This window comes from Streptomyces sp. NPDC058157 (assembly GCF_042884105.1).
GTDB lineage: Bacteria > Actinomycetota > Actinomycetes > Streptomycetales > Streptomycetaceae > Streptomyces.
In genome coordinates, this window is the sequence record NZ_JBHVUQ010000133.1 from 1 (window position 1) to 21,333 (window position 21,333).

At 72.8% G+C, this 21,333-nt stretch carries 22 protein-coding genes; 14 read left to right on the top strand and 8 right to left on the bottom strand.

Annotated elements, in window-relative coordinates:
- Together scy and mce are read right to left on the bottom strand one after the other, a co-directional pair.
- The coding region (gene scy / locus ACFVXK_RS27025; RefSeq protein WP_389615992.1) for a polarized growth protein Scy at window positions 1-2,833 on the bottom strand (2,833 nt) is incomplete at its 3' end.
- A 180-nt stretch (window positions 2,834-3,013) separates the two neighbouring features.
- A complete protein-coding gene (gene mce, locus ACFVXK_RS27030; RefSeq protein WP_389615995.1) occupies window positions 3,014-3,442 on the bottom strand; it encodes a methylmalonyl-CoA epimerase in 429 nt (142 codons plus the stop codon).
- A 146-nt stretch (window positions 3,443-3,588) separates the two neighbouring features.
- Here mce and ACFVXK_RS27035 point away from each other — a divergent pair, with 146 nt between their 5' ends.
- Window positions 3,589-4,791: an acetyl-CoA C-acetyltransferase gene (locus ACFVXK_RS27035; RefSeq protein ID WP_389615998.1), complete on the top strand. Its 1,203-nt coding sequence runs from the start codon at window positions 3,589-3,591 to the stop codon at window positions 4,789-4,791.
- Window positions 4,792-4,802: 11 nt separating this feature from the next.
- A complete protein-coding gene (gene meaB / locus ACFVXK_RS27040; protein ID WP_389616001.1) occupies window positions 4,803-5,765 on the top strand; it encodes a methylmalonyl Co-A mutase-associated GTPase MeaB in 963 nt (320 codons plus the stop codon).
- A 69-nt stretch (window positions 5,766-5,834) separates the two neighbouring features.
- On the opposite strand, the gene ACFVXK_RS27045 is transcribed toward meaB, so the two are convergent.
- The 4 genes from ACFVXK_RS27045 to ACFVXK_RS27060 form a co-directional block, all read right to left on the bottom strand.
- Window positions 5,835-6,338: a MarR family winged helix-turn-helix transcriptional regulator gene (locus ACFVXK_RS27045; protein ID WP_389616039.1), complete on the bottom strand. Its 504-nt coding sequence runs from the start codon at window positions 6,336-6,338 to the stop codon at window positions 5,835-5,837.
- Between the two features lie 85 nt (window positions 6,339-6,423).
- Entirely contained in the window at window positions 6,424-7,227 is an 804-nt protein-coding gene (locus ACFVXK_RS27050; RefSeq protein ID WP_389616042.1) for an AIM24 family protein, read from the bottom strand.
- Window positions 7,228-7,238: 11 nt separating this feature from the next.
- Complete coding sequence (locus ACFVXK_RS27055; protein WP_079429815.1) at window positions 7,239-7,889, bottom strand: AIM24 family protein; 651 nt, start codon at window positions 7,887-7,889, stop codon at window positions 7,239-7,241.
- Window positions 7,889-8,527, bottom strand: coding sequence for an AIM24 family protein (locus ACFVXK_RS27060; RefSeq protein WP_389616004.1), 639 nt, complete (start codon window positions 8,525-8,527; stop codon window positions 7,889-7,891). Before ACFVXK_RS27060 ends, ACFVXK_RS27055 begins: the two co-directional genes overlap by 1 nt.
- Before the next feature lie 160 nt (window positions 8,528-8,687).
- Between ACFVXK_RS27060 and ACFVXK_RS27065 the strand changes: the two genes are divergently transcribed.
- The 4 genes from ACFVXK_RS27065 to ACFVXK_RS27080 all read left to right on the top strand — a co-directional run bounded on the left by ACFVXK_RS27065 (window position 8,688) and on the right by ACFVXK_RS27080 (window position 10,856).
- Window positions 8,688-9,032: a DUF3817 domain-containing protein gene (locus ACFVXK_RS27065; protein WP_389616007.1), complete on the top strand. Its 345-nt coding sequence runs from the start codon at window positions 8,688-8,690 to the stop codon at window positions 9,030-9,032.
- Window positions 9,029-9,325: an MTH1187 family thiamine-binding protein gene (locus ACFVXK_RS27070; protein ID WP_079429817.1), complete on the top strand. Its 297-nt coding sequence runs from the start codon at window positions 9,029-9,031 to the stop codon at window positions 9,323-9,325. The genes ACFVXK_RS27065 and ACFVXK_RS27070 overlap by 4 nt, the downstream gene beginning before the upstream one ends.
- 221 nt (window positions 9,326-9,546) lie before the next feature.
- Complete coding sequence (locus ACFVXK_RS27075) at window positions 9,547-10,227, top strand: DUF4166 domain-containing protein (protein WP_389616010.1); 681 nt, start codon at window positions 9,547-9,549, stop codon at window positions 10,225-10,227.
- The gene (locus ACFVXK_RS27080; RefSeq protein ID WP_389616013.1) at window positions 10,224-10,856 is read left to right on the top strand and encodes a TetR/AcrR family transcriptional regulator; all 633 of its coding nucleotides are present in this window, start codon (window positions 10,224-10,226) and stop codon (window positions 10,854-10,856) included. The genes ACFVXK_RS27075 and ACFVXK_RS27080 overlap by 4 nt, the downstream gene beginning before the upstream one ends.
- A gap of 52 nt (window positions 10,857-10,908) precedes the next feature.
- Here the strand turns inward: ACFVXK_RS27080 and ACFVXK_RS27085 are convergent, their stop codons facing one another.
- Window positions 10,909-11,910 (bottom strand): DUF5937 family protein, encoded by a 1,002-nt coding sequence (locus ACFVXK_RS27085; protein ID WP_389616016.1) that lies wholly within the window; start codon window positions 11,908-11,910, stop codon window positions 10,909-10,911.
- A gap of 110 nt (window positions 11,911-12,020) precedes the next feature.
- On the opposite strand from ACFVXK_RS27085, the gene ACFVXK_RS27090 reads away from it, so the two are divergent.
- The 4 genes from ACFVXK_RS27090 to ACFVXK_RS27105 all read left to right on the top strand — a co-directional run bounded on the left by ACFVXK_RS27090 (window position 12,021) and on the right by ACFVXK_RS27105 (window position 16,112).
- Window positions 12,021-13,361, top strand: coding sequence for an MFS transporter (locus ACFVXK_RS27090; protein ID WP_389616019.1), 1,341 nt, complete (start codon window positions 12,021-12,023; stop codon window positions 13,359-13,361).
- A gap of 43 nt (window positions 13,362-13,404) precedes the next feature.
- On the top strand, window positions 13,405-13,914 hold the full coding sequence (locus ACFVXK_RS27095) for a MarR family transcriptional regulator (RefSeq protein WP_358892344.1): 510 nt from the start codon (window positions 13,405-13,407) through the stop codon (window positions 13,912-13,914).
- A gap of 50 nt (window positions 13,915-13,964) precedes the next feature.
- Window positions 13,965-14,294, top strand: coding sequence for a DUF3817 domain-containing protein (locus tag ACFVXK_RS27100; protein ID WP_358892343.1), 330 nt, complete (start codon window positions 13,965-13,967; stop codon window positions 14,292-14,294).
- Window positions 14,295-14,411: 117 nt separating this feature from the next.
- Complete coding sequence (locus tag ACFVXK_RS27105) at window positions 14,412-16,112, top strand: methylmalonyl-CoA mutase (protein WP_389616024.1); 1,701 nt, start codon at window positions 14,412-14,414, stop codon at window positions 16,110-16,112.
- An 84-nt stretch (window positions 16,113-16,196) separates the two neighbouring features.
- Here ACFVXK_RS27105 and ACFVXK_RS27110 read toward each other — a convergent pair whose 3' ends face one another.
- Window positions 16,197-16,829, bottom strand: a complete 633-nt coding sequence (locus ACFVXK_RS27110; protein WP_389616027.1) for a TetR/AcrR family transcriptional regulator — start codon at window positions 16,827-16,829, stop codon at window positions 16,197-16,199.
- Window positions 16,830-17,069: 240 nt separating this feature from the next.
- Here ACFVXK_RS27110 and ACFVXK_RS27115 point away from each other — a divergent pair, with 240 nt between their 5' ends.
- The 4 genes from ACFVXK_RS27115 to ACFVXK_RS27130 all read left to right on the top strand — a co-directional run bounded on the left by ACFVXK_RS27115 (window position 17,070) and on the right by ACFVXK_RS27130 (window position 21,283).
- The gene (locus ACFVXK_RS27115; protein WP_389616030.1) at window positions 17,070-18,053 is read left to right on the top strand and encodes a tetratricopeptide repeat protein; all 984 of its coding nucleotides are present in this window, start codon (window positions 17,070-17,072) and stop codon (window positions 18,051-18,053) included.
- A gap of 616 nt (window positions 18,054-18,669) precedes the next feature.
- Entirely contained in the window at window positions 18,670-19,314 is a 645-nt protein-coding gene (locus tag ACFVXK_RS27120; protein WP_389616033.1) for a DUF6230 family protein, read from the top strand.
- A gap of 114 nt (window positions 19,315-19,428) precedes the next feature.
- Window positions 19,429-19,980: a DUF6114 domain-containing protein gene (locus tag ACFVXK_RS27125; protein WP_389616036.1), complete on the top strand. Its 552-nt coding sequence runs from the start codon at window positions 19,429-19,431 to the stop codon at window positions 19,978-19,980.
- Window positions 19,970-21,283, top strand: a complete 1,314-nt coding sequence (locus ACFVXK_RS27130; RefSeq protein WP_389616045.1) for a hypothetical protein — start codon at window positions 19,970-19,972, stop codon at window positions 21,281-21,283. The genes ACFVXK_RS27125 and ACFVXK_RS27130 overlap by 11 nt, the downstream gene beginning before the upstream one ends.
- Window positions 21,284-21,333: the final 50 nt, after the last annotated feature.

A 21,333-nucleotide genomic window follows, 5' to 3' on the forward strand; every position in this document is an offset into this window, starting at 1 on the left:
CGTTGGCCGCGCGGGTCTCCTCGGTGACCCGTTCCGCCTCCGCCGTCGCCTCGGCCGTGATCCGGGCGCCCTCGGCGCGGGAGGCCTCCAGGGACTCCGCCGCCTCGCCGCGGATCCGGTTGGCGTCGTCACGGGCGTCCTGCCGGGTCCGCGCCGCGTCGCGCTCGGACGCCGCCAGGGCGTCGGTCGCCTCGGTACGGACCCGCTGCGCGTACTCGGCGGTGTCGGCGCGCAGCTGCTCGGCCTCGGCGATGGCGTCGCCCACCGTGCGCTCGGCCAGGGCCTTCGCCGCGTCCGTCTCGACCTTGGCCTCGTGACGGATGCGGGTGGCGTCCTCGCCCGCCCGGTCCCGCTCGGCGTGGGCGTCGGCGCGGACCCGGTCCGCCTCCTGCTCCGCCTCCGCGCGGGTGCGCTCCGCCGCGACCTCGGCCGCGCTGCGCAGCCCGGAGATCTCCTCCTCGGCCTGCTCGTGCAGCCCGGCCACGGAGTCGCGCACCTGCTGGGCGGTGGCCTCGGCCGCCGCGACCAGCTCCGCCGCGCGGACCTCCGCCTCCTCGGTCAGCCGGGCCGCCTCGGCCTGCGCCTCCTCGGAGCGCTTGCGGGCCTGGGCCAGCAGCTCCTCGCTCTGCTCACGGGCCTGCGCCCGCTCGTTGCCCGCGTCCGTCCGGGCCGCCGACAGGGTCTCCTCGGCCTCGCGGCGCCGCCGGGCGGCCTCCTCCTGGGCGGCGGCCAGCGCCTCCGCGGCCTCCGCGGCGACCCGCTCGGCCGCCGCCTTCGCCTCGGCGCGCAGCCGGTCCGCGGTCTCCTGCGCCTCGGTGCGCACCCGCTCCGACTCGGCCTCCGCCTCGGCGCGCAGCCGTACGGAGACCAGCTCGGCCTCCGCCCGGACCCGGCCGGCGTCCTGCGCGGCCTCACCGCGCAGCTGCTCGGCCTCCGCCTCCGCCTGCCCCTGGAGGGTGCGGATCCGCTCCGCCGACTCGGCGCGCAGCCGGTCGTTCTCCTCGGTGGTCTCCTTGCGGATGCTCTCCGCCGCCAGCCGGGACTCGCGCAGCGTCTGCTCGGCCGACGCCAGGCGCGCCTCGGCGTCCGTCTGGAGCCGGGCCAGCTCGGCGTCGGCCTCCGCCCGCTTGGCCGCCAGCGCCTGCTCGGTCTCCTCGCGCCGCGCCCGCGCCGCCGCGTCCGCCTCGGCGGTGACCGCCGCGGCCTGCTCCTCGGCCTCGGCGCGCAGCCGCTCGGCCTCGGCGCGGGTGCGCTCCAGGGTCTCCTCGGCCTGCCGGCGCAGGGTGGTCGCCCGCTCCACGGCCTCGGCGCGGACCCGCTCGCTCTCTGCGCCCGCGCCGGAACGCAGCTCGTCGGCGTCCGCCTTGGCCTTGCCCAGCAGCTCCTCGGCGGTCTTGGCCGCCTCCTCGATCTGCCCGACCGCCTCGCGGCGGGCCTCGCCGCGGATCCGCTCGCCCTCGGCGACGGCCTCCGCGCGCAGCTGTTCGGCCTCGCCGCGCAGCCGCCGCGCCTCCTCCTGGAGTTCGACCGTACGGGCCCGGTACTCCTCGGTGTCGTCCTTCGCCGCGCCCTTGAGCTCGGCTGCCGCGTCGGCCGCCTGGGCGCGCAGCCGCTCCGCCTCGGCCTCCGCCTCGCGGCGGATCCGCTCGGCTTCCTCGGAGGCGGCGCGGGTGGTCGCCCGGGCGTCCTCGGAGGCCTTGTTCAGCACGTCCTCGGCGGTCCGGGCGGCCTTCGCCAGCTGCGCCGCCATGTCCTCGGCCGCGGCCGTACGGGCCTGCTCGCCGGCTTCGGTGCGCAGCCGCTCCGCCTCCGCGCGGGCGTCGGCCAGCGCGTGCTCGGCCTCGGCCTTGAGGACCTCGGCCTCCTTGGTGGCCTCGCCGACCAGCCGGGCCACCTGCTCCTTCGCGGTGCGGGTGCGCTGCTCGTTGACGGACTCCGCCGAGGCGAGCTGCCGGGCGGCGCTCTCCTTGGCCTCGGCGAGCAGGGTCTCCGCCTCGGCCCGGGCCGTGCGCAGCGCCCCGTCGGCCTCCTGCACCCGCGCCTCGGCCACCCGGCCGAGGTCCAGGGTCTGCTGCCGGGTCTGCTCGGCCTCGGCGGTGGTGGTGGTGCGCAGCCGCTCGGCGTGCTCGGTGGCCTCCTGGGCCTGCGCGGAGGCGGCGGCCAGCAGCCGCTCGGCCTCCTTGCGGGCGCGCAGCAGCGCCGACTCGGCCTCGGCACGGGAGGCCTCGGCGTCGGCGGCGAGCCGCCGGCGGGCCTCCTCGGCGGTCCGGGCGGCCTCGGCGCGGGCGGCGTTCAGCGCCTGCTCGGCCTCGGCGCGGGACTCCTCCATGAGCCGGCGGGCCTGGGACTCGGTCCGGGCGCGCAGCTGCTCGGCCCAGGCGACGTTCTCGTTGACGTGCGCCTCGACGGTCTGGCGGCGCTCGTTGAGCTCCTGGTCCAGGCGCTGGCGGCGGTTGACGGCCTCGGCGTGCAGCTCGGCCTGGAGGCGCGCCTGGTGCTCGGCGTGCTCCTGGAGGATGCGCTGGGTCTGCGCCCGGGCGTCGCGCAGTTCGCGCTCGGCGTCGGAGCGCATCTGGTCGGCCTGGATCTGGGCGTTGCGCAGCAGCTGCTCCGCCTGGTATCCCATGTCCGCGCCGTCGTAGGCGGGCCGGGAGGCGAGGGCGCGGCGCACCTCGTGCAGCTTGGCCCGCAGCACCTCGACCTGGTAGCCCAGGTCCTCGGCGTGCTGGACTGCCTTCCCGCGCTCCTTCCTCAGCCGTTCCATCTCGGCTTCGAGGCGCGTGAGATGGTCGGCTTCAGCCTGATGGCTCTCCTGGCTTTCGTAGCCGAGCACAGCGCGGTCCCGTCCGTCCCCTGGTCGCAAGCTCACCTTCAATTGAGCATCGCTCGCCCGCTGAACGACGCCCCCGGGGAAATGGTGTCAGAAACCGGGGCAGGGGTATCGGGCCCCGCCCCGTCTCCGACCGCACCCCGGCCGAGCCATGGCCACTCTACCGGCCGGGGAATGGGGGCATTAGTGCTCCGGGTTGCTCGTGACCAGTTCGGTGAGGACTCCGTGGCAGTCCTTGGGGTGCAGGAAGGTGATCCGGGAGCCCATCGAGCCGATGCGGGGCTCGTCGTAGAGGACGCGGACGCCCTTGCCGCGGATGGCCTCGGCGTCGCCGTCGACGTCCGCCGTGCCGAAGGCGATGTGGTGGACGCCCTCGCCGTTCTTGGCGAGCCACTTGCCCACGGCGGAGTCCTCGCGGGTGGGCTCGAGGAGCTGGAGGTACGAGGCACCGCCGTCGGAGGTCTCGTTGATCTTCAGCATGGCCTCGCGGACGCCCTGTTCCTCGTTGACCTCGGTGTGGAACACCTCGAAGCCGTACGTGGCACGGTAGAACTCGACGGTCTTGTCCAGGTCGAAGCAGGCGATCCCGATGTGGTCGATTCTTGTCAGCATGGGTCCAGTGCACCGCCGAGGAGGCCGGTCACGCAACGTGCCAGCGATCACACCGACTGCCCGGTGACTGCGCGGGTACTGCTCAGTACATTCAGGTAAACCCTCGTTCACTCCTCAGCTTCCCCGCTGAAAGGGGATTCGCCCTCATGTCCGGAACGAACAACACCACCACCGTGATCGTCGCCGGGGCCCGCACGCCCATGGGGCGGCTGCTCGGCTCGCTGAAGTCCTTCTCGGGCGCCGACCTCGGCGGCTTCGCCATCAAGTCCGCGCTGGAGCGGGCCGGGATCTCCGGCGACCAGGTCCAGTACGTGATCATGGGCCAGGTGCTCCAGGCCGGCGCGGGCCAGATCCCCGCCCGCCAGGCCGCGGTCAAGGCCGGCATCCCGATGAACGTGCCCGCGCTCACGATCAACAAGGTGTGCCTCTCGGGTCTCGACGCCATCGCCCTGGCCGACCAGCTGATCCGCGCGGGCGAGTTCGACATCGTGGTCGCCGGCGGCCAGGAGTCGATGACCAACGCCCCGCACCTGCTGCCGAAGTCCCGTGAGGGCTACAAGTACGGCGCGATCGAGATGCTGGACGCGATGGCCTACGACGGCCTGACCGACGCCTTCGAGAACATCGCGATGGGCGAGTCCACCGAGAAGCACAACACCCGCCTGGGCATCGAGCGCGCCCCGCAGGACGAGTTCGCCGCCGCCTCGCACCAGCGGGCCGCCGCCGCGCAGAAGAACGGCGTCTTCGAGGCCGAGATCACCCCGGTCGAGATCCCGCAGCGCAAGGGCGACCCGGTGATCTTCGCCGCGGACGAGGGCATCCGCCCGGAGACCACGGTGGAGTCGCTCGGCAAGCTGCGCCCGGCGTTCGCCAAGGACGGCACGATCACCGCCGGCACCTCCTCGCAGATCTCCGACGGCGCCGCCGCCGTGGTCGTGATGAGCAAGGCCAAGGCCGAGGAGCTGGGCCTGGACTGGATCGCCGAGATCGGCGCGCACGGCAACGTGGCCGGCCCGGACAACTCCCTCCAGTCGCAGCCCTCGAACGCGATCCTGCACGCCCTGAAGAAGGAGGGCCTGGAGGTCGCCGACCTGGACCTGATCGAGATCAACGAGGCCTTCGCGGCGGTCGCCGTGCAGTCAATGAAGGACCTCGGCGTGACCCCGGAAAAGGTGAACGTCAACGGTGGCGCCATTGCCCTGGGCCACCCGATCGGCATGTCCGGCGCCCGCGTGGTGCTCCACCTGGCGCTGGAGCTCAAGCGCCGCGGCGGCGGGGTCGGCGCGGCCGCGCTGTGCGGCGGCGGCGGCCAGGGCGACGCCCTCGTGATCCGCGTCCCGAAGGCGTAGGTGCTGCACTGATGGCGACGGTGGACGTCCCCGCGCTGGTGGCGCAGGCCCGCGAGGGCCGGCCGCGGGCGGTGGCCCGGCTGATCTCACTGGTCGAGGGGGCGTCCCCGCACCTCCGCGAGGTCATGGCCGCCCTGGCCCCGCTCACGGGCGGCGCGTACGTGGTCGGGCTGACCGGCTCCCCGGGGGTCGGCAAGTCGACCTCGACCTCGGCCCTGGTCACGGCCTACCGCAAGGCCGGCAAGCGGGTCGGCGTGCTCGCGGTGGACCCGTCCTCGCCCTTCTCGGGCGGGGCCCTGCTCGGCGACCGGGTCCGGATGTCGGACCACGCCTCCGACCCGGGGGTCTACATCCGCTCCATGGCCACCCGCGGCCACCTGGGCGGGCTCGCCTGGGCGGCGCCGCAGGCGATCCGGGTGCTGGACGCGGCCGGCTGCGACGTGGTCCTGGTCGAGACGGTCGGCGTCGGGCAGTCGGAGGTGGAGATCGCCTCGCAGGCCGACACCTCGGTGGTGCTGCTCGCGCCCGGGATGGGCGACGGGATCCAGGCCGCGAAGGCGGGCATCCTGGAGATCGGCGACGTGTACGTGGTGAACAAGGCCGACCGGGACGGCGCGGACGCGACCGCCCGGGAGCTGAACCACATGCTGGGCCTGGGCGAGTCCCGGGGCCCCGGTGACTGGCGGCCGCCGATCGTCAAGACGGTCGCGGCGCGGGCGCAGGGCATCGACGAGCTGGTCGAGCAGCTGGAGAAGCACCGGGCGTGGATGGACGAGCGCGGGGTGCTGGCCGAGCGGCGTGCCGCGCGGGCGGCGCGGGAGGTGGAGACGATCGCGATCACCGCGCTTCGCGGGCGCCTCGCGGACCTGCACGGGGACGCGCACCTGGGCGGGCTGGCTGCGCGGGTCGCGGCCGGTGAGCTGGATCCGTATGCGGCGGCCGACGCGTTGCTGGCGACGCTGACCGAGGGCTGAGCGGCCCGGGGAACGGGAAACGCCCGAGGGGCGGGGGGACGCGGTCCCCCCGCCCCTCGGGCGTGTGCGTCAGATCTTGCCGCGGGTCCCGCGCAGGTGCTCCGCGACCGGGGTCAGGGAGGTGCGCAGGGCCTGGAGGGCCTCCGGGGGGAGCAGGTCGATGAAGTGCTCCCGGACGGACGCCACGTGGTGCGGGGCGACCTTGCGCATGGTCTCCATGCCCTCGTCGGTGAGGACGGCGTACAGCCCCCGCCGGTCGGACTCGCAGTTGACCCGGCGCACCAGGCCCGCGGTCTCCATGCGGGTGATCTGGTGGGACAGCCGGCTCTTGGACTGCAGGGTGGCGGTGGCCAGGTCGCTCATGCGCATCCGGTGGTTCTCCGACTCCGAGAGGTTCACCAGGATCTCGTAGTCGTTGTTGGTGAGTCCGAAGGGCTGGAGATCCTTTTCCAGCTGGTGCATCAGCAGTCTGCTGACGTCCAGGTGGGTGCGCCAGGCGCACTGTTCGGCGTCGGTAAGCCAGGGGGTCCCCCCAGACGGAGTCTGGGGGAGGGTGGCCGTCTCGGTCTCCATCGTCTCCATGAAAGAACTCTACCTAAGAAGTTGAATTACGTACAAAAATAGGAAGATCTTCTCGGCCCGCGAAGCGTGGGCCGCCTCACAGGCCGAGCCGCCGCTGCAGGTCGCCGAGCTGCCCCGGCATCCGCGGCACGCCCAGCTGCCCCAGCGGACCCTGGCCGGCCCCCGGGACGCCCTGGGCGTTCCCCGAGGCCGCACCGGCGCCCACCGCGCCGACCGACTGCTCCGCCATCAGCATCTCGCTCGACTGCAGCAGCACCGTGCCCGCCCCGACGAACTCGAACTGGTGCTCCTCGCCGGAGGCGCCGCCGATGCCCGTGAGCGCGCGCAGCCCGCCCATCACGCCGGACATGTAGCCGTGGTCGTAGTGGTGGCACGGGGAGGGGCAGTCCGCCCAGCCCACCAGTGCCTGCGGGTCCACCCGCAGCGGCGGCTCCATGAAGACCACCGGACCGTTGGACGCCGCCACGAACTTCCCGGTTCCGATCAGCGTCAGGAACCCCGGGACGATCGACTGCTTCAGCGCCAGCGTGGGCTCGTAGGCCAGCAGGTTCCCCGACCGGATGGTCAGGTTCCCCTCGTCCAGGTCGTACGAGTTCACGTCGAAGGCCCGGTCGGCCAGCAGCATCTTGCCCTGGCCCTCCGCCACCACCCAGTCGCTCGCGTGCAGCGGCGAGTGGAAGCTGGTGCGCAGCAGCCGGTCGAAGCGGCCGTGGCCGATGCCGTTGAACTCGATGCGCCCGTAGTACGAGATCATCTTGCCCTTCTGCAGGAACCACTGGTTCCCCTTGAGCTCCACGCAGAAGGTGTACTTGTTCACGTTGTCGTCGGAGGGCAGCGTGTACGGGTCGAAGACCGTCGGGCCGCCCGGACCGCCGCTCACGGGGCCGAAGTTCACAGCTTCTCCTCCGAGGCCTGTACGTAGACGGCGCCCTGGCCGGACAGTTCCAGCTGGAACGCCTCGCCCGAGCCGCGCCCCACCATGTCCCGCCAGCCGAGCGCGGTGGAGAGCTTGTTCCTGACGTCCCCGTGGTGGGCCACGTACGCCTGCGGGTCGACGTGGACCGGCCGGTTCGGGGTGATGGGGAGCTCGATGACCCCGCCGTGGGCCATCACGGCGACCGCGCCGTGGCCCTTGAGGGTGGTGGTGAACAGGCCCTGCCCGGTCACCTGGCCGCGCACCATGCCCATGACGCCGCCCTGCGAGCCCATGAACATCGTGCCCTGCTGGAGGGTGCCGTCGAAGGCGAGCAGCCGGTCCGCCTCGACGTAGAGGGTGTCGCCCTGGAGGTTGATCACCTGGATGTGGTGGCCGCCGTGGCCGAACATCACCGTGCCGCTGCCCTCCACCTCCATCAGCGGGGTCTGCTCGTTCGCCACCCGGCGCCCGATCATCCCCATGACGCCGCCCTGGCCGCCGGTGATGCTCGGGGTGAAGGAGACCTCGCCGCGGTAGGCGAGCATCGCCCCGCGCTGGCTGTACATCTTCTGCCCGGGGACCACCTGGGCCTCGACCATCTTCGAGTTGATCTCGCGGAACGGCATCAGATGTCACCCCCGATCGTGTTGCGCTCGCTGGGCTGGACGTACACCAGTCCCTCGCCCTCGAAGCGGATCTGGAACGCCTCGCCCGAGCCCTCGCCGATCAGGGTCCGGAAGTTGATCCCCGACTGGAAGGACTGCTGGAGGTTGCCGGTGTGGGCGATGTAGGCGCCCGGGTCCACCGAGAGCGGGTACTGGGCGCTGACGCGCAGCACCACCGCCGGGCCGTCGGACATGATCGCCGCCTGGCCGGAGCCCTCCACCGTCGTGGTGAAGAGGCCGTTGCCGGTGCCGGCGCCGCGCAGACCGGTGAAGGTGGTGCCGGTGCGCAGGGAGGAGTCGGTGCACAGCAGGTTGCTGGACTCGACGTAGAGCTTCTCCCCGCGCAGGTTCACCAGGTTGATCTCGCTGGCGCGGTCCGCGAAGTAGCAGGTGCCGTGCCCCTGTACCTCCATCACGGTCATCTGCTCGCCGGTGAGCCGGCGCGTCACCATTCCGCGGAGGCCTTCGCCGCCGCCCGTCATCTTCTTGAAGGCCATCTGCCCGTCGTACGCGACCATGGAGCCGTTCTTCGCTTTCACGGCGTCCCCGGTCAGCTCGACGGCCAGCACCTTGCTGCCTTGGAGTCGGAACTGAGCCACGGAGGAGACGGTATCGGCACCGGGCGGCACCGAACAGGGTCCGGAGGTCGATATACGCCACATTCGCCGGGCTTGGGGCTTCCGGGCCCCCGCCCGAAGATCGGCGGGGGCGGCTGCGACACTGGAACGGCCCCCCGGTCCCCGGCCCCGAAGGTTCCACGTGGACATCAAGACCGCCTCCGCCCTGCACCGGCTGCGCCTCATCTCCGTCCCGGAGGCGCTGTCGTTCCCGGCCCTGCTGATCTTCGGCTCCCTGCTGAGCCGGATCTCGGACATCGACTACCTGATGATGCCGCTGGGCATCCTGCACGGAATCCTGTTCGTCATCTACGCGGTCTTCCTGCTGGACGTGTGGAACAAGGCGAAGTGGCCGCTGAGGAAGGTCGCCCTCTTCTTCCTGCTCGCCCTGCTGCCGTTCGGCGGCCTGTACGGCGACCGGCTGCTCAAGCGGGACGAGGCCGACAGCGTCGTCGCGGCCCGTGCGCGTGAGGCGGCCCGGGCGTGATCGTCGCGTTCTCGGTGACCCCGCTGGGGGTGGGTGAGGAGGTCGGCGAGTACGTCGCCGACGCGGTCCGCGTGGTGCGCGAGTCGGGGCTGCCGAACCGCACCGACGCCATGTTCACCACCGTCGAGGGCGAGTGGGACGAGGTGATGGACGTGGTCCGCCGCGCGGTCGCGGCGGTGGAGGAGCGGGCCCCCCGGGTCTCCTTCATCCTCAAGGCCGACATCCGTCCCGGTGTCACCGACGGCATCACCTCGAAGGTCGAGACGGTCGAACGCCACCTCGCCCGCGACTGACGCCTTCGGCCCTCCTCCCTCCTCGAAAGCGCCCCCCGCCCGTCCCGGCGGGGGGCGCTTTCGCGTGTCCGGGCCCGGCGGGTGTGACCGGGCTCACTGTTGAGCGATCGCTCAAACCCGCCTAACCTCCTGTTTGAGCGATCGCTCAAACGCCCCGGCGGGCGCCGCCAGGGCCGCCCGGCCGTCACCGGGCCCCGTCCGCCGACCACCCCGGAGCCGTCGTGACTTCCATCTTCCGCGCCCACATGGGCGCCGACTTCGACCGTCTGCACCCCGAGCTCCAGCGCCGGTTCTCGGTCGGCCTGGTGAGCGGGGAGGGGTCCGTGGCCCTGGGGACGATGGAGCGGATCTGGCACGGCCGCGGCTTCGTGAAGCCCTTCCTGCGGCTCGGCGGGACCCGCAACATCCTGGTGCCGCGCGAGGGGCGCGACGTCCCGTTCGTCATCGAGAACATGCCCTACGCCGACTCGTACGGGCGCGAGACCGTCACCTTCGTACGGACCTTCCGGCTGCCCGGCGGGCCGCGCCGGTTCGACGCCACGATGATCCACAGCCCCGAGCGCGGCTGCATCCTCGACTACCTGGGCACCCACCAGCACCTCGCCAGCGACCTGCACATGAGCGCCGAGCCCGACGGCTCCCTGCTCATCCGCTCCGGCGAGCACCGCTTCCGAGAGGGCCGCGCCGACGTCCGGGTGCCCGGCCTGATCGGCGGGGACGCCGAGGTGCGCGAGTCCTTCGACGAGAGCACCGGCCGGTTCCGGATCCGGGTGCGGGTGACCAACCGGTACTTCGGCCCGCTGTTCGGCTACGAGGGCAGCTTCACCGCCCGGTACGTGGACGTCCGCACCCACGGGGTGCGCGGCGGGCTGCGGCCCGTCCGCGAGGAGGCCCGGGCGTGAGCGCGGCCACCAAGGAGAAGCTCCTCGAAGGGGCCCTGCGCACCATCGCCGAACAGGGGCTCGCCAAGGCCTCCGCCCGGAACGTCGCCGCCACCGCCGGGGTCGCGCAGGGGCTGGTCTTCTACCACTTCGGCTCGGTCGACGAACTCCTCGCCGAAGCCTGCCGGTACGCCGCCGCGCAGCGCGTCGCCCGCTACCGCGACCGGCTCGCCGAGCTGGGCGGCCTGCCGGAGCTGCTGGAGTTCGCCCGCGCGATGCACGCCGAGGAGCGGGCCGCCGGGTACGTCTCCCTGCTCGGGCAGCTGCTGGCCGCCGGGCAGTCCTCCCCGGCCCTCGCCGCGGCCACCGCCGACGGGCTCGGCCTGTGGATCGCCGAACTGGAGGCGGTCCTCACCCGGCTGCTGGCGGCGACCCCGCTGGCCGGCTTCGCCGACCCGGCGGGCCTGGCCCGGGCCACGGCCGCCTCCTTCGTCGGCATCGAGCTGTACGAGGGGGTCGACCCGGAGGGCGCCGGCCGCGCCCTCGACGCCCTGGAACAGCTGGCCTCCCTGGCCGCCGTCCTGGAGGGCCTCGGCCCGCTGGGCCAGCGCGCGGTCCGCCACGGCCTACGACGCGGCACCCGGGGCTGACGGGGGGCGCGCCCGCCTTACCGGGCCTGCCGGGGGCGGAGGCGGGGGTCGGTCAGGTCGTCGGGGTGCCCGCGGTCAGGGCTATGGCCAGGGGGGTGCGTTCGTAGCGGACCTGGTGGCCGTGGCGGGCGGAGATCAGCAGGCCCGCCTCCGCCAGGACCTTCAGGTGCGCCGAGACCGTGGACGGGGCCAGGCCCAGCCGGTGGGCCAGCGCCGTGGTGGACGCCGGCTCCTCCAGGGCGCACAGCACGTCGGCCCGGGCCCGGCCCAGCAGCCGGGCCAGGGCGGCCGGGGTGTCCTGCCGTACCGGGGTCCACAGGGCCCCGATGCCCCGGGCCGCGTAGACCACGGTCGGCTGCCACGGCGGGTCGAAGCCGCCCGCGATCTGCGGCCAGACGAAGGCGCTCGGCATCAGCAGCAGGCCCTGGCCGCCCAGGACGCGCTCGTGGTGGGTGGGCGAGGGCCGGGCGATGGTCAGGGTGAGGGAGGCGGAGTCCCAGGACAGGTCCGGGTGCAGCCCGTCGAAGAGGGCCTCCAGCCCGCCGGCGGCGAGCCGGCGCGCATGGAAGAGGACGTCCGCCTCCAGCAGTGCCCGCAGCCTCGGCCAGTGCGGCTCGACCAGGGCGCCCCAGGCCCGTTCCAGCAGGTCGGCCAGCTCCCGTACGGACCGGGCGGGGTCCGCGAGCAGGTACCGGCCCAGCTCGCTGTCGAGCGCGCCCGGGGTGCAGGCGAGGGAGCGGCGCATGTCCTCGCGGGCCTCGTCCGGGTCCGCCGCGCGGACCAGGGCCAGCTCCTCCGCGAAGGAGGCGCCGGGGCCGGCCGGCGGCGGGCTGATGAAGTCCGTGCTGTGCCCGTGCCGGGGCATCAGCAGCCACAGCGGCCGCAGGTCCAGCCCGGCCGCCGCCGCCCGGATCCCGCGCAGCCAGGGCAGGTGGTAGCCCTGCCGGTCGGGGCGCTTGAGGGTGCGCACCGCCTCCTGGGTCTCCCACAGGGGCGACAGCGCGAACCGGCAGCGCAGCAGGTCCTCGTGCCCGAAGTGGTGGAGCAGTCCCATCCCGGACCTCCTTGCGTGGGAGCGGCCGCGCCGGCCCGACGACTCTGCCCCAACATTCGCCCCCACGCGAATCCCTACACCCCCGGGCCCGCCCCCGGGAGGCTGCGGCCATGCCCACCGACCCCGAAGCCCCCGCGTCCGAGGCCGCCACCCCGGCCGCGCCCGCACCCCGTCCCGCGCCCGGCCCGGCGCTCCCGGCCGCCTCGTCCGCGGGGTCCGGGCCGGCCGTCGCCGTGCCCGCCCCCGCCCGAGCCACCGGGTATCGGGCGGTGTTCCGCGTCCCGGAGTTCCCCGCCGTCTTCGCCGCGCACCTGATGTCCGTCCTCGGCGTCGTCGTCGCCGAGATCTCCCTCACCGTGCTCGTCTACCGCGCCACCGGCTCCCCGCTGATGAGCGCGCTCACCTTCGCCCTCGGCTTCCTCCCCTACGCCTTCGGCGGGACCCTGCTCGCCGGGATCGCCGACCGGTACCCCGCCCGGCGCGTGCTCACCACCTGCGACCTGCTGTGCGCCGCCTGCGCGGCGGCCATGGTCTGGCCGGGCACGCCGATCGCGGGGATCCTCGTCCTGCGCTGCGCCATGGCCTTCGTCGCGCCCCTGTTCCAGGGTGCGCGCAGCGCCTCCCTCGCCGACATCCTCGGCTCCGGCGAGGCCTTCGTGCTGGGCCGTTCGCTGCTGCGGATGGTCGCGCAGAGCGCCCAGCTCATCGGGTTCGGCCTCGGCGGCCTGCTGCTGACCGTCGTCTCCCCGCGCGGGGCGATCGCCCTCACCGCCGCCGGGTTCCTGGCCTCCGCCCTGCTGCTGCGCCTGGGCACCCGCCCCCGGCCCGCCCGCGCCGGGGGTGCCCGGCACTCCGCGCTCGGCGGTCTGCGCGCCGTGTTCGGCAACCGCCGGCTGCGCGCCTTGACCCTGCTGTGCTGGATCCCGTCCGCCTTCACCGTCGTGCCCGAGGCCCTGCTCACCCCCTATGCCGACGGCATCGGCGCCGGGACCGTCACCCTCGGGATCCTGATGTGCGCCCTTCCCGTGGGCACCATCGCGGGTGAACTCTGGGCGGGCTCCGCCCTCGGCGAGCGGGCCAGGGCCCGGATTACCGCCCCGCTGGCCGCCGTCTGCCTGCTCCCCCTCCTGCTGTACGCGCTGCGCCCCGGCCCGGTGGCCGTCGCGGCGGCGCTGCTCCTCGCCGGGCTGGCGCACGCCCACGCCCTGGGCGTCGACCGGATGTACGTGGACGCCGTCCCCGACCAGCTGCGCGGCCGGGCGATGACCCTGCTCAGCACCGGGGTGATGACCCTCCAGGGGGTGGGCATGGCCCTGGCCGGAGCCGCCGCCGAGGTCTTCCCGCCCCATGCCGTCGTCGCCGGGTCGGCCGTGCTCGGCACCCTGGTGATCCTCGTCCTGCTGGCGGAACTGCGCGCCACCGAGGCCCCCGGCGGGCGGGCCGAAGAATGAGACGGGCGGCGGCGGAAACGAACCGACCGGTAGGGTCTGGTGGATGCCGAAGCCGCTCAGCCTCCCCTTCGACCCCATCGCCCGCGCCGACGAACTGTGGCGCCAGCGCTGGGGACCCGTGCCGTCCATGGCCGCGATCACCTCGATCATGCGCGCGCACCAGATCCTGCTCGGCGAGGTCGACGCGGTGGTGAAGCCGTACGGGCTGACCTTCGCCCGGTACGAGGCGCTCGTGCTGCTCACGTTCTCCCAGGCCGGGGAGCTGCCGATGTCGAAGATCGGCGAGCGCCTGATGGTCCACCCGACCTCGGTGACGAACACCGTGGACCGGCTCGTGAGGTCCGGGCTGGTGGCCAAGCGGCCCAATCCGCAGGACGGGCGCGGCACGCTCGCCTCGATCACGGAGAAGGGCCGCGAGGTCGTCGAGGCGGCGACCAAGGACCTGATGGCGGTCGACTTCGGCCTCGGCACCTACGACGCCGAGGAGTGCGCGGAGATCTTCGCCCTGCTCAGGCCGCTGCGGGTGGCCGCCGCGGACTTCGAGGAGAGCTGACGGCCGGGGTGCGTCAAGATCGAGCAAATCGGGCGGTTACGCTCGACGGCATGAAACGAAGCGTGCTGACCCGCTACCGCGTCATGGCCTACGTGACCGCGGTCATGCTCCTGATCCTCTGTGCCTGCATGGTGGCGAAGTACGGCTTCGACACCGGCGCCGACCTGACCCTCGCGGTCTCGCAGGTCCACGGCGTGCTGTTCATGATCTACCTGGTCTTCGCCTTCGACCTCGGCTCCAAGGCCAAGTGGCCCTTCGGCAAGCTGCTGTGGGTCCTGGCGTCGGGCACGATCCCGCTGGCGGCCTTCTTCGTCGAGCGCGGCGTGCGCGCCGAGGTGGAGCCGCTGGTCGAGGACGCCCCGGTCACCGTCGGCGCGTAGCGGCGTCGCGGCCCGCTCGCGCGGGCCTGTAGCCGAGCTGGACATCACACCCCCGGGGGAGACTCCCCGGGGGTTTGCCATCGACATTTACTAGGACGTCCTAGTAAATTCGAAGGCATGGACGCAGACGCCATCGAGGAGGGCCGCCGACGCTGGCAGGCCCGTTATGACAAGGCCCGCAAGCGGGACGCGGACTTCACCACGCTCTCCGGCGATGAGGTCGACCCCGTCTACGGCCCCCGGCCCGGAGACGCCTACGAGGGCTTCGAGCGCATCGGCTGGCCGGGGGAGTACCCCTACACCCGCGGCCTCCACGCCACCGGCTACCGCGGCCGGACCTGGACCATCCGGCAGTTCGCCGGCTTCGGCAACGCCGAGCAGACCAACGAGCGCTACAAGATGATCCTGGCCGCCGGCGGCGGCGGGCTCTCGGTGGCCTTCGACATGCCCACCCTGATGGGCCGCGACTCCGACGACCCGCGCGCGCTCGGCGAGGTCGGGCACTGCGGCGTCGCCATCGACTCCGCCGCCGACATGGAGGTCCTCTTCAAGGACATCCCGCTCGGCGATGTGACCACCTCGATGACGATCTCCGGCCCGGCCGTCCCCGCCTTCTGCATGTACCTCGTCGCCGCCGAACGGCAGGGCGTCGACCCGGCCGTGCTCAACGGCACCCTCCAGACGGACATCTTCAAGGAGTACATCGCCCAGAAGGAGTGGCTGTTCGAACCCGAGCCGCACCTGCGCCTCATCGGCGACCTGATCGAGTACTGCGCCAACGGCATCCCCGCCTACAAGCCGCTGTCCGTCTCCGGCTACCACATCCGCGAGGCCGGGGCCACGGCCGCGCAGGAGCTCGCCTACACCCTCGCCGACGGCTTCGGCTACGTGGAACTCGGCCTCTCCCGCGGCCTGGACGTCGACCACTTCGCGCCCGGCCTCTCCTTCTTCTTCGACGCGCACCTCGACTTCTTCGAGGAGATCGCCAAGTTCCGCGCCGCCCGCCGGATCTGGGCCCGCTGGATGAAGGAGGTGTACGGCGCCAAGAACGAGAAGTCGATGTGGCTGCGCTTCCACACGCAGACCGCCGGCGTCTCCCTCACGGCCCAGCAGCCGTACAACAACGTGGTGCGCACCGCCGTCGAGGCCCTCGCGGCCGTCCTCGGCGGCACCAACTCCCTGCACACCAACGCCCTCGACGAGACCCTCGCCCTCCCCAGCGAGCAGGCCGCCGAGATCGCGCTGCGCACGCAGCAGGTGCTGATGGAGGAGACCGGCGTCGCCAACGTCGCCGACCCGCTGGGCGGCTCCTGGTACGTCGAGCAGCTCACCGACCGCATCGAGGCCGACGCCGAGAAGATCTTCGACCAGATCAAGGAGCGCGGCCTGCGCGCCCACCCGGACGGGCGGCACCCGATCGGCCCCGTCACCTCGGGCATCCTGCGCGGCATCGAGGACGGCTGGTTCACCGGCGAGATCGCCGAGTCGGCCTTCCAGTACCAGCGCGCCCTGGAGAAGGGCGACAAGCGCGTGGTCGGCGTCAACGTCCACCACGGCTCGGTCACCGGCGACCTGGAGATCCTCCGCGTCAGCCACGAGGTGGAGCGCGAGCAGGTGCGCGTGCTCGCCGCCCGCAAGGAGCGCCGCGACGACGCCAAGGTGACGGCCGCGCTGAAGGCCATGCTGGACGCCGCCCGGGACGGCTCCAACATGATCCCGGCCATGCTGGACGCCGTACGGGCCGAGGCCACGATGGGCGAGATCTGCAACGTCCTGCGCGACGAGTGGGGCACCTACACCGAGCCCCCGGGCTTCTAGCCCCGCCCGCCGGTGAGGAAGGGGCCGGCCGCGCGGTTCCCCACGGGAGCCCGCGGCCGGCCCCTTCCGTACGCCCGGGCCGCCTCAGGCGCGGGCGGTCAGACCGTGCATCAGCAGCATGGTGAAGGCGGCCACCCACCCCTCGTCCACGGGTTCGGAGCTCACCAGCGCCCGGTGCACCACCGTGCCCGCGATCACGTCGAAGATCAGGTCCGTGGTGTGCCCCGCCAGGGACTGGTCCTCCTCGTACGGGAGTTCCCCGCGGGCCTGCGCCCGTTCGCGACCCAGTACGACGAGACGTTTCTGCCGGTCCACGATCGCCGACCGGATCCGGTCCCGCAGCGCCTCGTCCCGGGTGGACTCCGCGACCACCGCCATCAGGGCCGTCCGGGCCTCCGGGCGCCGCAGCAGCTCCGCGAACTGCAGGACCACGTACTCGATGTCCGCTTCCAGCGAGCCCCGGTCGGGCAGCTCCAGGGCGTCGAACAGTTCCGCCACCGCGTCCACGACCAGCTCGTTCTTGCCCGCCCAGCGCCGGTAGAGGGTGGTCTTCGCGACGCCGGCCCGGGCCGAGACGTCCCCCATCGTCAGCTTCGACCAGCCCAGCTCCACCAGCGCGTCCCGCGTCGCCGCGAGGATCGCCGCGTCCGCAGCCGCGCTGCGGGGGCGGCCCGTGCGGCCGGGCCGGGGGGTGGTGCGTTGGCAGGGGTTGCGCATGGCCGAGACCATACCCGTCAGTAGCGGAACCGTCGGGGGCCCTGGAGCTGTGGTTCAGATCACGGGGCGCCCGGCGCCCCGGCGAGTTACGCTACGGCTCGTAGCGTAAGAGCGGCAACCACGCGAACAGCTACCGGCGCCAGGTGGGGACCCGGCGCCACACCAACGCGAAACAGGGTTTCGCACGGGATCTTCCGGGATCCTTTTCGTCGGCGCGCGCACACGGGGGAGGATGTACGCATGCAGCCCAGAAACATGTCCATGAGCGGCGTCGTCGACCTCGCCGCGGTGAAGGCGGCCGGCGAAGCCAAGGCGAAGGCCGAGCAGGCCCGCGCGGAGGCGTCCCGCCAGACCGGCGGCGGCGCGCCCGGCGGCGCGGTCCCGCCGTCCGCCCTCGTCATCGACGTCGACGAGGCCGGCTTCGAGAGCGACGTCCTCCAGCTGTCCAACGAGGTCCCGGTCGTCCTCGACTTCTGGGCCGAGTGGTGCGAGCCGTGCAAGCAGCTCGGCCCGCTCCTGGAGCGGCTGGCCGTCGAGGCGAGCGGCCGCTTCGTCCTGGCGAAGATCGACGTCGACGCCAACCAGATGCTGATGCAGCAGTTCGGCATCCAGGGCATCCCGGCCGTGTTCGCCGTGGTCGCCGGCCAGGTGCTGCCGCTGTTCCAGGGCGTGGCCCCCGAGCAGCAGATCCGCGAGACCCTGGCCCAGCTGGTCCAGGTCGCCGAGGAGCGCTTCGGCATCCTCGGCCTGCAGGTCGACCCCGACGCCGCGGGCGCCCCGGCGGCCCCGGCCCCCGCGGCGGCCGGCCCGTACGACGCGCTGCTGGAGGCGGCGGTCGTCGCGCTGGACGCGGGCGACCTGGACGGCGCCGTGCAGGCGTACAAGAACGTGCTCGCGGACGACCCGGCCAACACCGAGGCCAAGCTGGGCCTGGCCCAGGCGGAGCTGCTCTCCCGGGTGCAGCACATGAACCCGCAGACGGTGCGCACCGCCGCCGCCGAGAACCCGCGCGACCCGGCCGCCCAGATGGCCGCGGCCGACCTGGACCTGGCCGGCGGCCACGTGGCGGACGCCTTCTCCCGCCTGGTGGACACCGTTCGGGTGACGGCAGGTGACGACCGGGACTCCGTACGGGTGCGGCTGCTGGAGCTGTTCGAGGTGATCGGCGCCGACGACCCGCGGGTGACCGCGGCCCGTACCGCGCTGGCGCGCGTCCTGTTCTAGGGCCCGCCCGTTCTGGAGCCCCGCCCGGCTCCGGCTGGAGCGGGATCCCGCCGGGTGACCGGCGATTTGTTGACACGGAGATAAACAGCGGCCGCGCTTTGCCAAAACTTGGTAATCGCGGCCGCTGTTACTCGTAGTAAACCGAGCCCCGCGATCTGTCCGGTTGGTTCCTTCTTCACCCCTTCTGTCGTGGCCCAGGGTGACACCCTGTGTGGCCGCTGTGTGGCGTAGGGCGGCGCTCCGGTTACCCAGCCGTTACCCGCGAGTAACGACCCCCCTTGTGCCCCGGCCTGGAATGGACCACGATCGGCGACGCTCGGTCCTTCCCGTAGAGCCGCTCATCAGGCGGCCGCGGCGGAGGGTCCCCACCGGGTGGGCCGGTGGCACGCACACCGGCCGTGGACAGGGGGGTCTCTGCCACACCGGCAGGGCCTGTCCTCCAGGTTGCGCGAACGCGTGGCCCAGTGGTTGTCGCTCGGGGGTGATCGCCGGTGTATCGGACGCGGCTGCGCCGCGGCTCGGCCGCCTGCGCTCCTTCCCGAGGACGTAGCACTTCTCCCATCCCAGGCCGGGCTCTGTCCGGACCGGAGATGTACGTCCGAGAAGGAGGAACGAAATGAGTTCTCAGGTTCGTGGCGGGACCAGATGGAAGCGCTTCGCGCTCGTCATGGTGCCGTCCATCGCGGCCACGGCCGCGGTCGGTGTGGGTCTGGCGCAGGGCGCCCTCGCGGCCTCGTTCAGCGTTTCCGGTCAGGACTTCAAGGTGTCGGCCGACCAGCTCGTCGGTGACAACCTGATCCAGTACGGCAGCGTGGCCGAGGGTGCGACCCTCGGCAGCAAGGACATCAGCAAGCACCCGGTCACGATCTCCGGCTTCAGCCGCGCCGAGATCACCAACATGTGCCAGTCGCTGGTCACCCCGGTGCCGGGCCTCGGCGCCATCACCCTCCAGCTGCACACCGGCAACAAGGGCAAGCCGGCCGTCGCCGAGAACATCTACCTCGACGTCGCCGAGCTGGACGCGGACGCCAAGTTCGACCAGCTCGACATCGGTGTCGCGGTCGGCGACGGCAGCCAGGTCACCAAGCCGGTCCCCGGCACGGTGGCGGACGGCGGCCTGTTCTCGCAGCGCGCCAAGAAGGCCACGCTGACCAACGTGCGCCAGAAGGCGTGGGCGACGACGGCGGGTACCTTCACGCTGCCCGACCTCAAGCTGCGCCTGCTCAGCGGCAACCAGCCGTGCTACCAGGACGAGAAGTAGGCCTCGTCCCGGACATGTGACTGACCGGGCGGGCGGGCGGCGGCCGCCGCCGGCGCCCGCCCGCCCGGGCTCCACAGAGTTCTCCGTACCACCGTTTCCAGGGAGCTGTTGTCCATGAACCCCCAGGCCCCGGTTCACGCCGCAGACGATCACTGGCTCACTGTCATGCGCCTCCGCTTCCGTGCCTGGCGTGGTACCCGTCCGTTCTGGGCCGGCCTGTTCACGCTCCTCGGCGGAGTGCCGATCATCTACTTCCCGTTCGCGGACATCCGGCTGGCCAACGTCACCCTCGCGATCGCGACGACGTCCGGCTCCGTCTCGCTGATCCTGGGCGTCCTGCTGATCACCATCGGCATCGCCCTCTGGTTCCAGCAGGGCATCCGGGTCTTCGCGGGCGTCGCCGCGATCCTGCTGGCCCTGGTGTCGATCCCGAAGTCCAACCTCGGCGGCTTCTTCATCGGCTTCCTCACGGCCATGATCGGCGGCTGCCTCGCGCTGGCGTGGTCGCCGGGCGTCCCGGTGGAGGAGGAGCCCGAGGAGGACGCGGCCGCCGACGCAGCGCCCGTGGACGCCTTCCAGGGCATCCCGGGACCCCGTGGGACGGAAACGCCGTACGTGACCGAGAAGACTTTCCACGCCGATGGCGGGAGGAACAGTGCGGGGTGACGAGACGCAGCGGGGCGTGGCCCCCGGCGCAGAGTCCCGTGAGAGAAGGGGCCGCCACGCGGCGCCCAGGAAGTCGCTGCTGAACAAGCTCCAGATACCCGTCGGCAAGACGATGGCGCTCGCGGCGATGCCGACGGCCGTACTCGTCGGGATGGGCATGGCGCCCAAGCTGGCCCTGGCGGACGACAAGGAGATCCCGTTCGCGCCCGGCCCGTGCGTGACGCGCTCCGACGAGCCGTCCGCGTCGGCCTCGCCGTCCCCGTCGGGTTCCCCGTCCGCGTCGCCCTCGCCGGGTACCTCGCCGGGCGCGAGCCCCGCGCCGGAGGCGAGCAAGGCCCCCAAGCCCGGTGCGAGCCCCGCGGCGACCCCGACGGCGAAGCAGCCCGAGGCCCCCAAGGAGCGGAAGCAGGAGACCCCGGCGGCCAAGCCGTCCGCGAGCGCCTCCCCGTCCCCCTCGGCGGCCAAGACGACGAACCCGCTCGACCCGCTGGGCGTCGGCGACGCCCTCAAGGGCCTGGTGGACGCCCTCGGCAAGCCCCTCCAGGGCGCGCAGAAGCCGGCACCCGCCCCCAGTACGCCGAGCAGCACCCCGAAGGCCCCGGCGGCCGACCCGCAGGCCGACGCCATCCGTGACGCCGCCAAGAAGGCGGGCGCCACGGTCGAGGAGCTGCCCCAGTCGGTCAAGGACACCGTCAAGACCCCGAAGGACGAGACGGGCACGTCCGCGACCGGCGGGGACAAGGCGGACGCCGGCAAGGCGGACGGCGCCTCGCCCTCCCCGTCCGCCACGGCGGACCCGGACGGCAAGCAGCCCTTCCCCTGCCCGACCTTCGACGCCAAGGCCCTGGCCGACGCGAAGCTGGAGCAGGGCATCCCGCTCCTGCCCGACGAGCCCTGGTACCTGGACAGCTCGCTGCTGACCCTCTACGGCCTGGACTACGAGGGCATCGTCGAGGTGAAGACGGCGAGCGGGAACGTCAAGAAGGTCCTGAAGTTCACGGCGAGCTCGCTGGACATCAAGGACCTGTACCAGACGGTCGGCAAGACCGGGAACGTCGCCCACCTGAAGTCGCGCCCGGGCTCCACGTCCACGATCCGCGACGGCAAGGTGACGATGTACACGGAGAGCCTCAAGGGGAACCTCTTCGGGCTCATCCCGATCGAGTTCACCCCGAACAGCCCGCCGCCCCTGAACGTCCCCTTCGCGTTCTTCACGCACGTCAAGGTCGTCCAGGCCGGCCAGTTCGGCGGCAACCTCACGGTCCCGGGCCTGCACAACTACATCGGCCCGCCGGAGGGCTAGCCCCCGAGGACGCGGAAAACACCGAGGGCGGCACCCCGGGTCCCTGTGAC

Coding starts and splice junctions, on each gene's coding strand:
- mce (WP_389615995.1), bottom strand. CDS start 3,442: ATGCTGACAAGAATCGACCACATCGGGATCGCCTGCTTCGACCTGGAC.
- ACFVXK_RS27035 (WP_389615998.1), top strand. CDS start 3,589: ATGTCCGGAACGAACAACACCACCACCGTGATCGTCGCCGGGGCCCGC.
- meaB (WP_389616001.1), top strand. CDS start 4,803: ATGGCGACGGTGGACGTCCCCGCGCTGGTGGCGCAGGCCCGCGAGGGC.
- ACFVXK_RS27045 (WP_389616039.1), bottom strand. CDS start 6,338: ATGGAGACCGAGACGGCCACCCTCCCCCAGACTCCGTCTGGGGGGACC.
- ACFVXK_RS27055 (WP_079429815.1), bottom strand. CDS start 7,889: ATGCCGTTCCGCGAGATCAACTCGAAGATGGTCGAGGCCCAGGTGGTC.
- ACFVXK_RS27085 (WP_389616016.1), bottom strand. CDS start 11,910: ATGGGACTGCTCCACCACTTCGGGCACGAGGACCTGCTGCGCTGCCGG.
- ACFVXK_RS27090 (WP_389616019.1), top strand. CDS start 12,021: ATGCCCACCGACCCCGAAGCCCCCGCGTCCGAGGCCGCCACCCCGGCC.
- ACFVXK_RS27095 (WP_358892344.1), top strand. CDS start 13,405: ATGCCGAAGCCGCTCAGCCTCCCCTTCGACCCCATCGCCCGCGCCGAC.
- ACFVXK_RS27100 (WP_358892343.1), top strand. CDS start 13,965: ATGAAACGAAGCGTGCTGACCCGCTACCGCGTCATGGCCTACGTGACC.
- ACFVXK_RS27105 (WP_389616024.1), top strand. CDS start 14,412: ATGGACGCAGACGCCATCGAGGAGGGCCGCCGACGCTGGCAGGCCCGT.
- ACFVXK_RS27110 (WP_389616027.1), bottom strand. CDS start 16,829: ATGCGCAACCCCTGCCAACGCACCACCCCCCGGCCCGGCCGCACGGGC.
- ACFVXK_RS27115 (WP_389616030.1), top strand. CDS start 17,070: ATGCAGCCCAGAAACATGTCCATGAGCGGCGTCGTCGACCTCGCCGCG.
- ACFVXK_RS27120 (WP_389616033.1), top strand. CDS start 18,670: ATGAGTTCTCAGGTTCGTGGCGGGACCAGATGGAAGCGCTTCGCGCTC.
- ACFVXK_RS27125 (WP_389616036.1), top strand. CDS start 19,429: ATGAACCCCCAGGCCCCGGTTCACGCCGCAGACGATCACTGGCTCACT.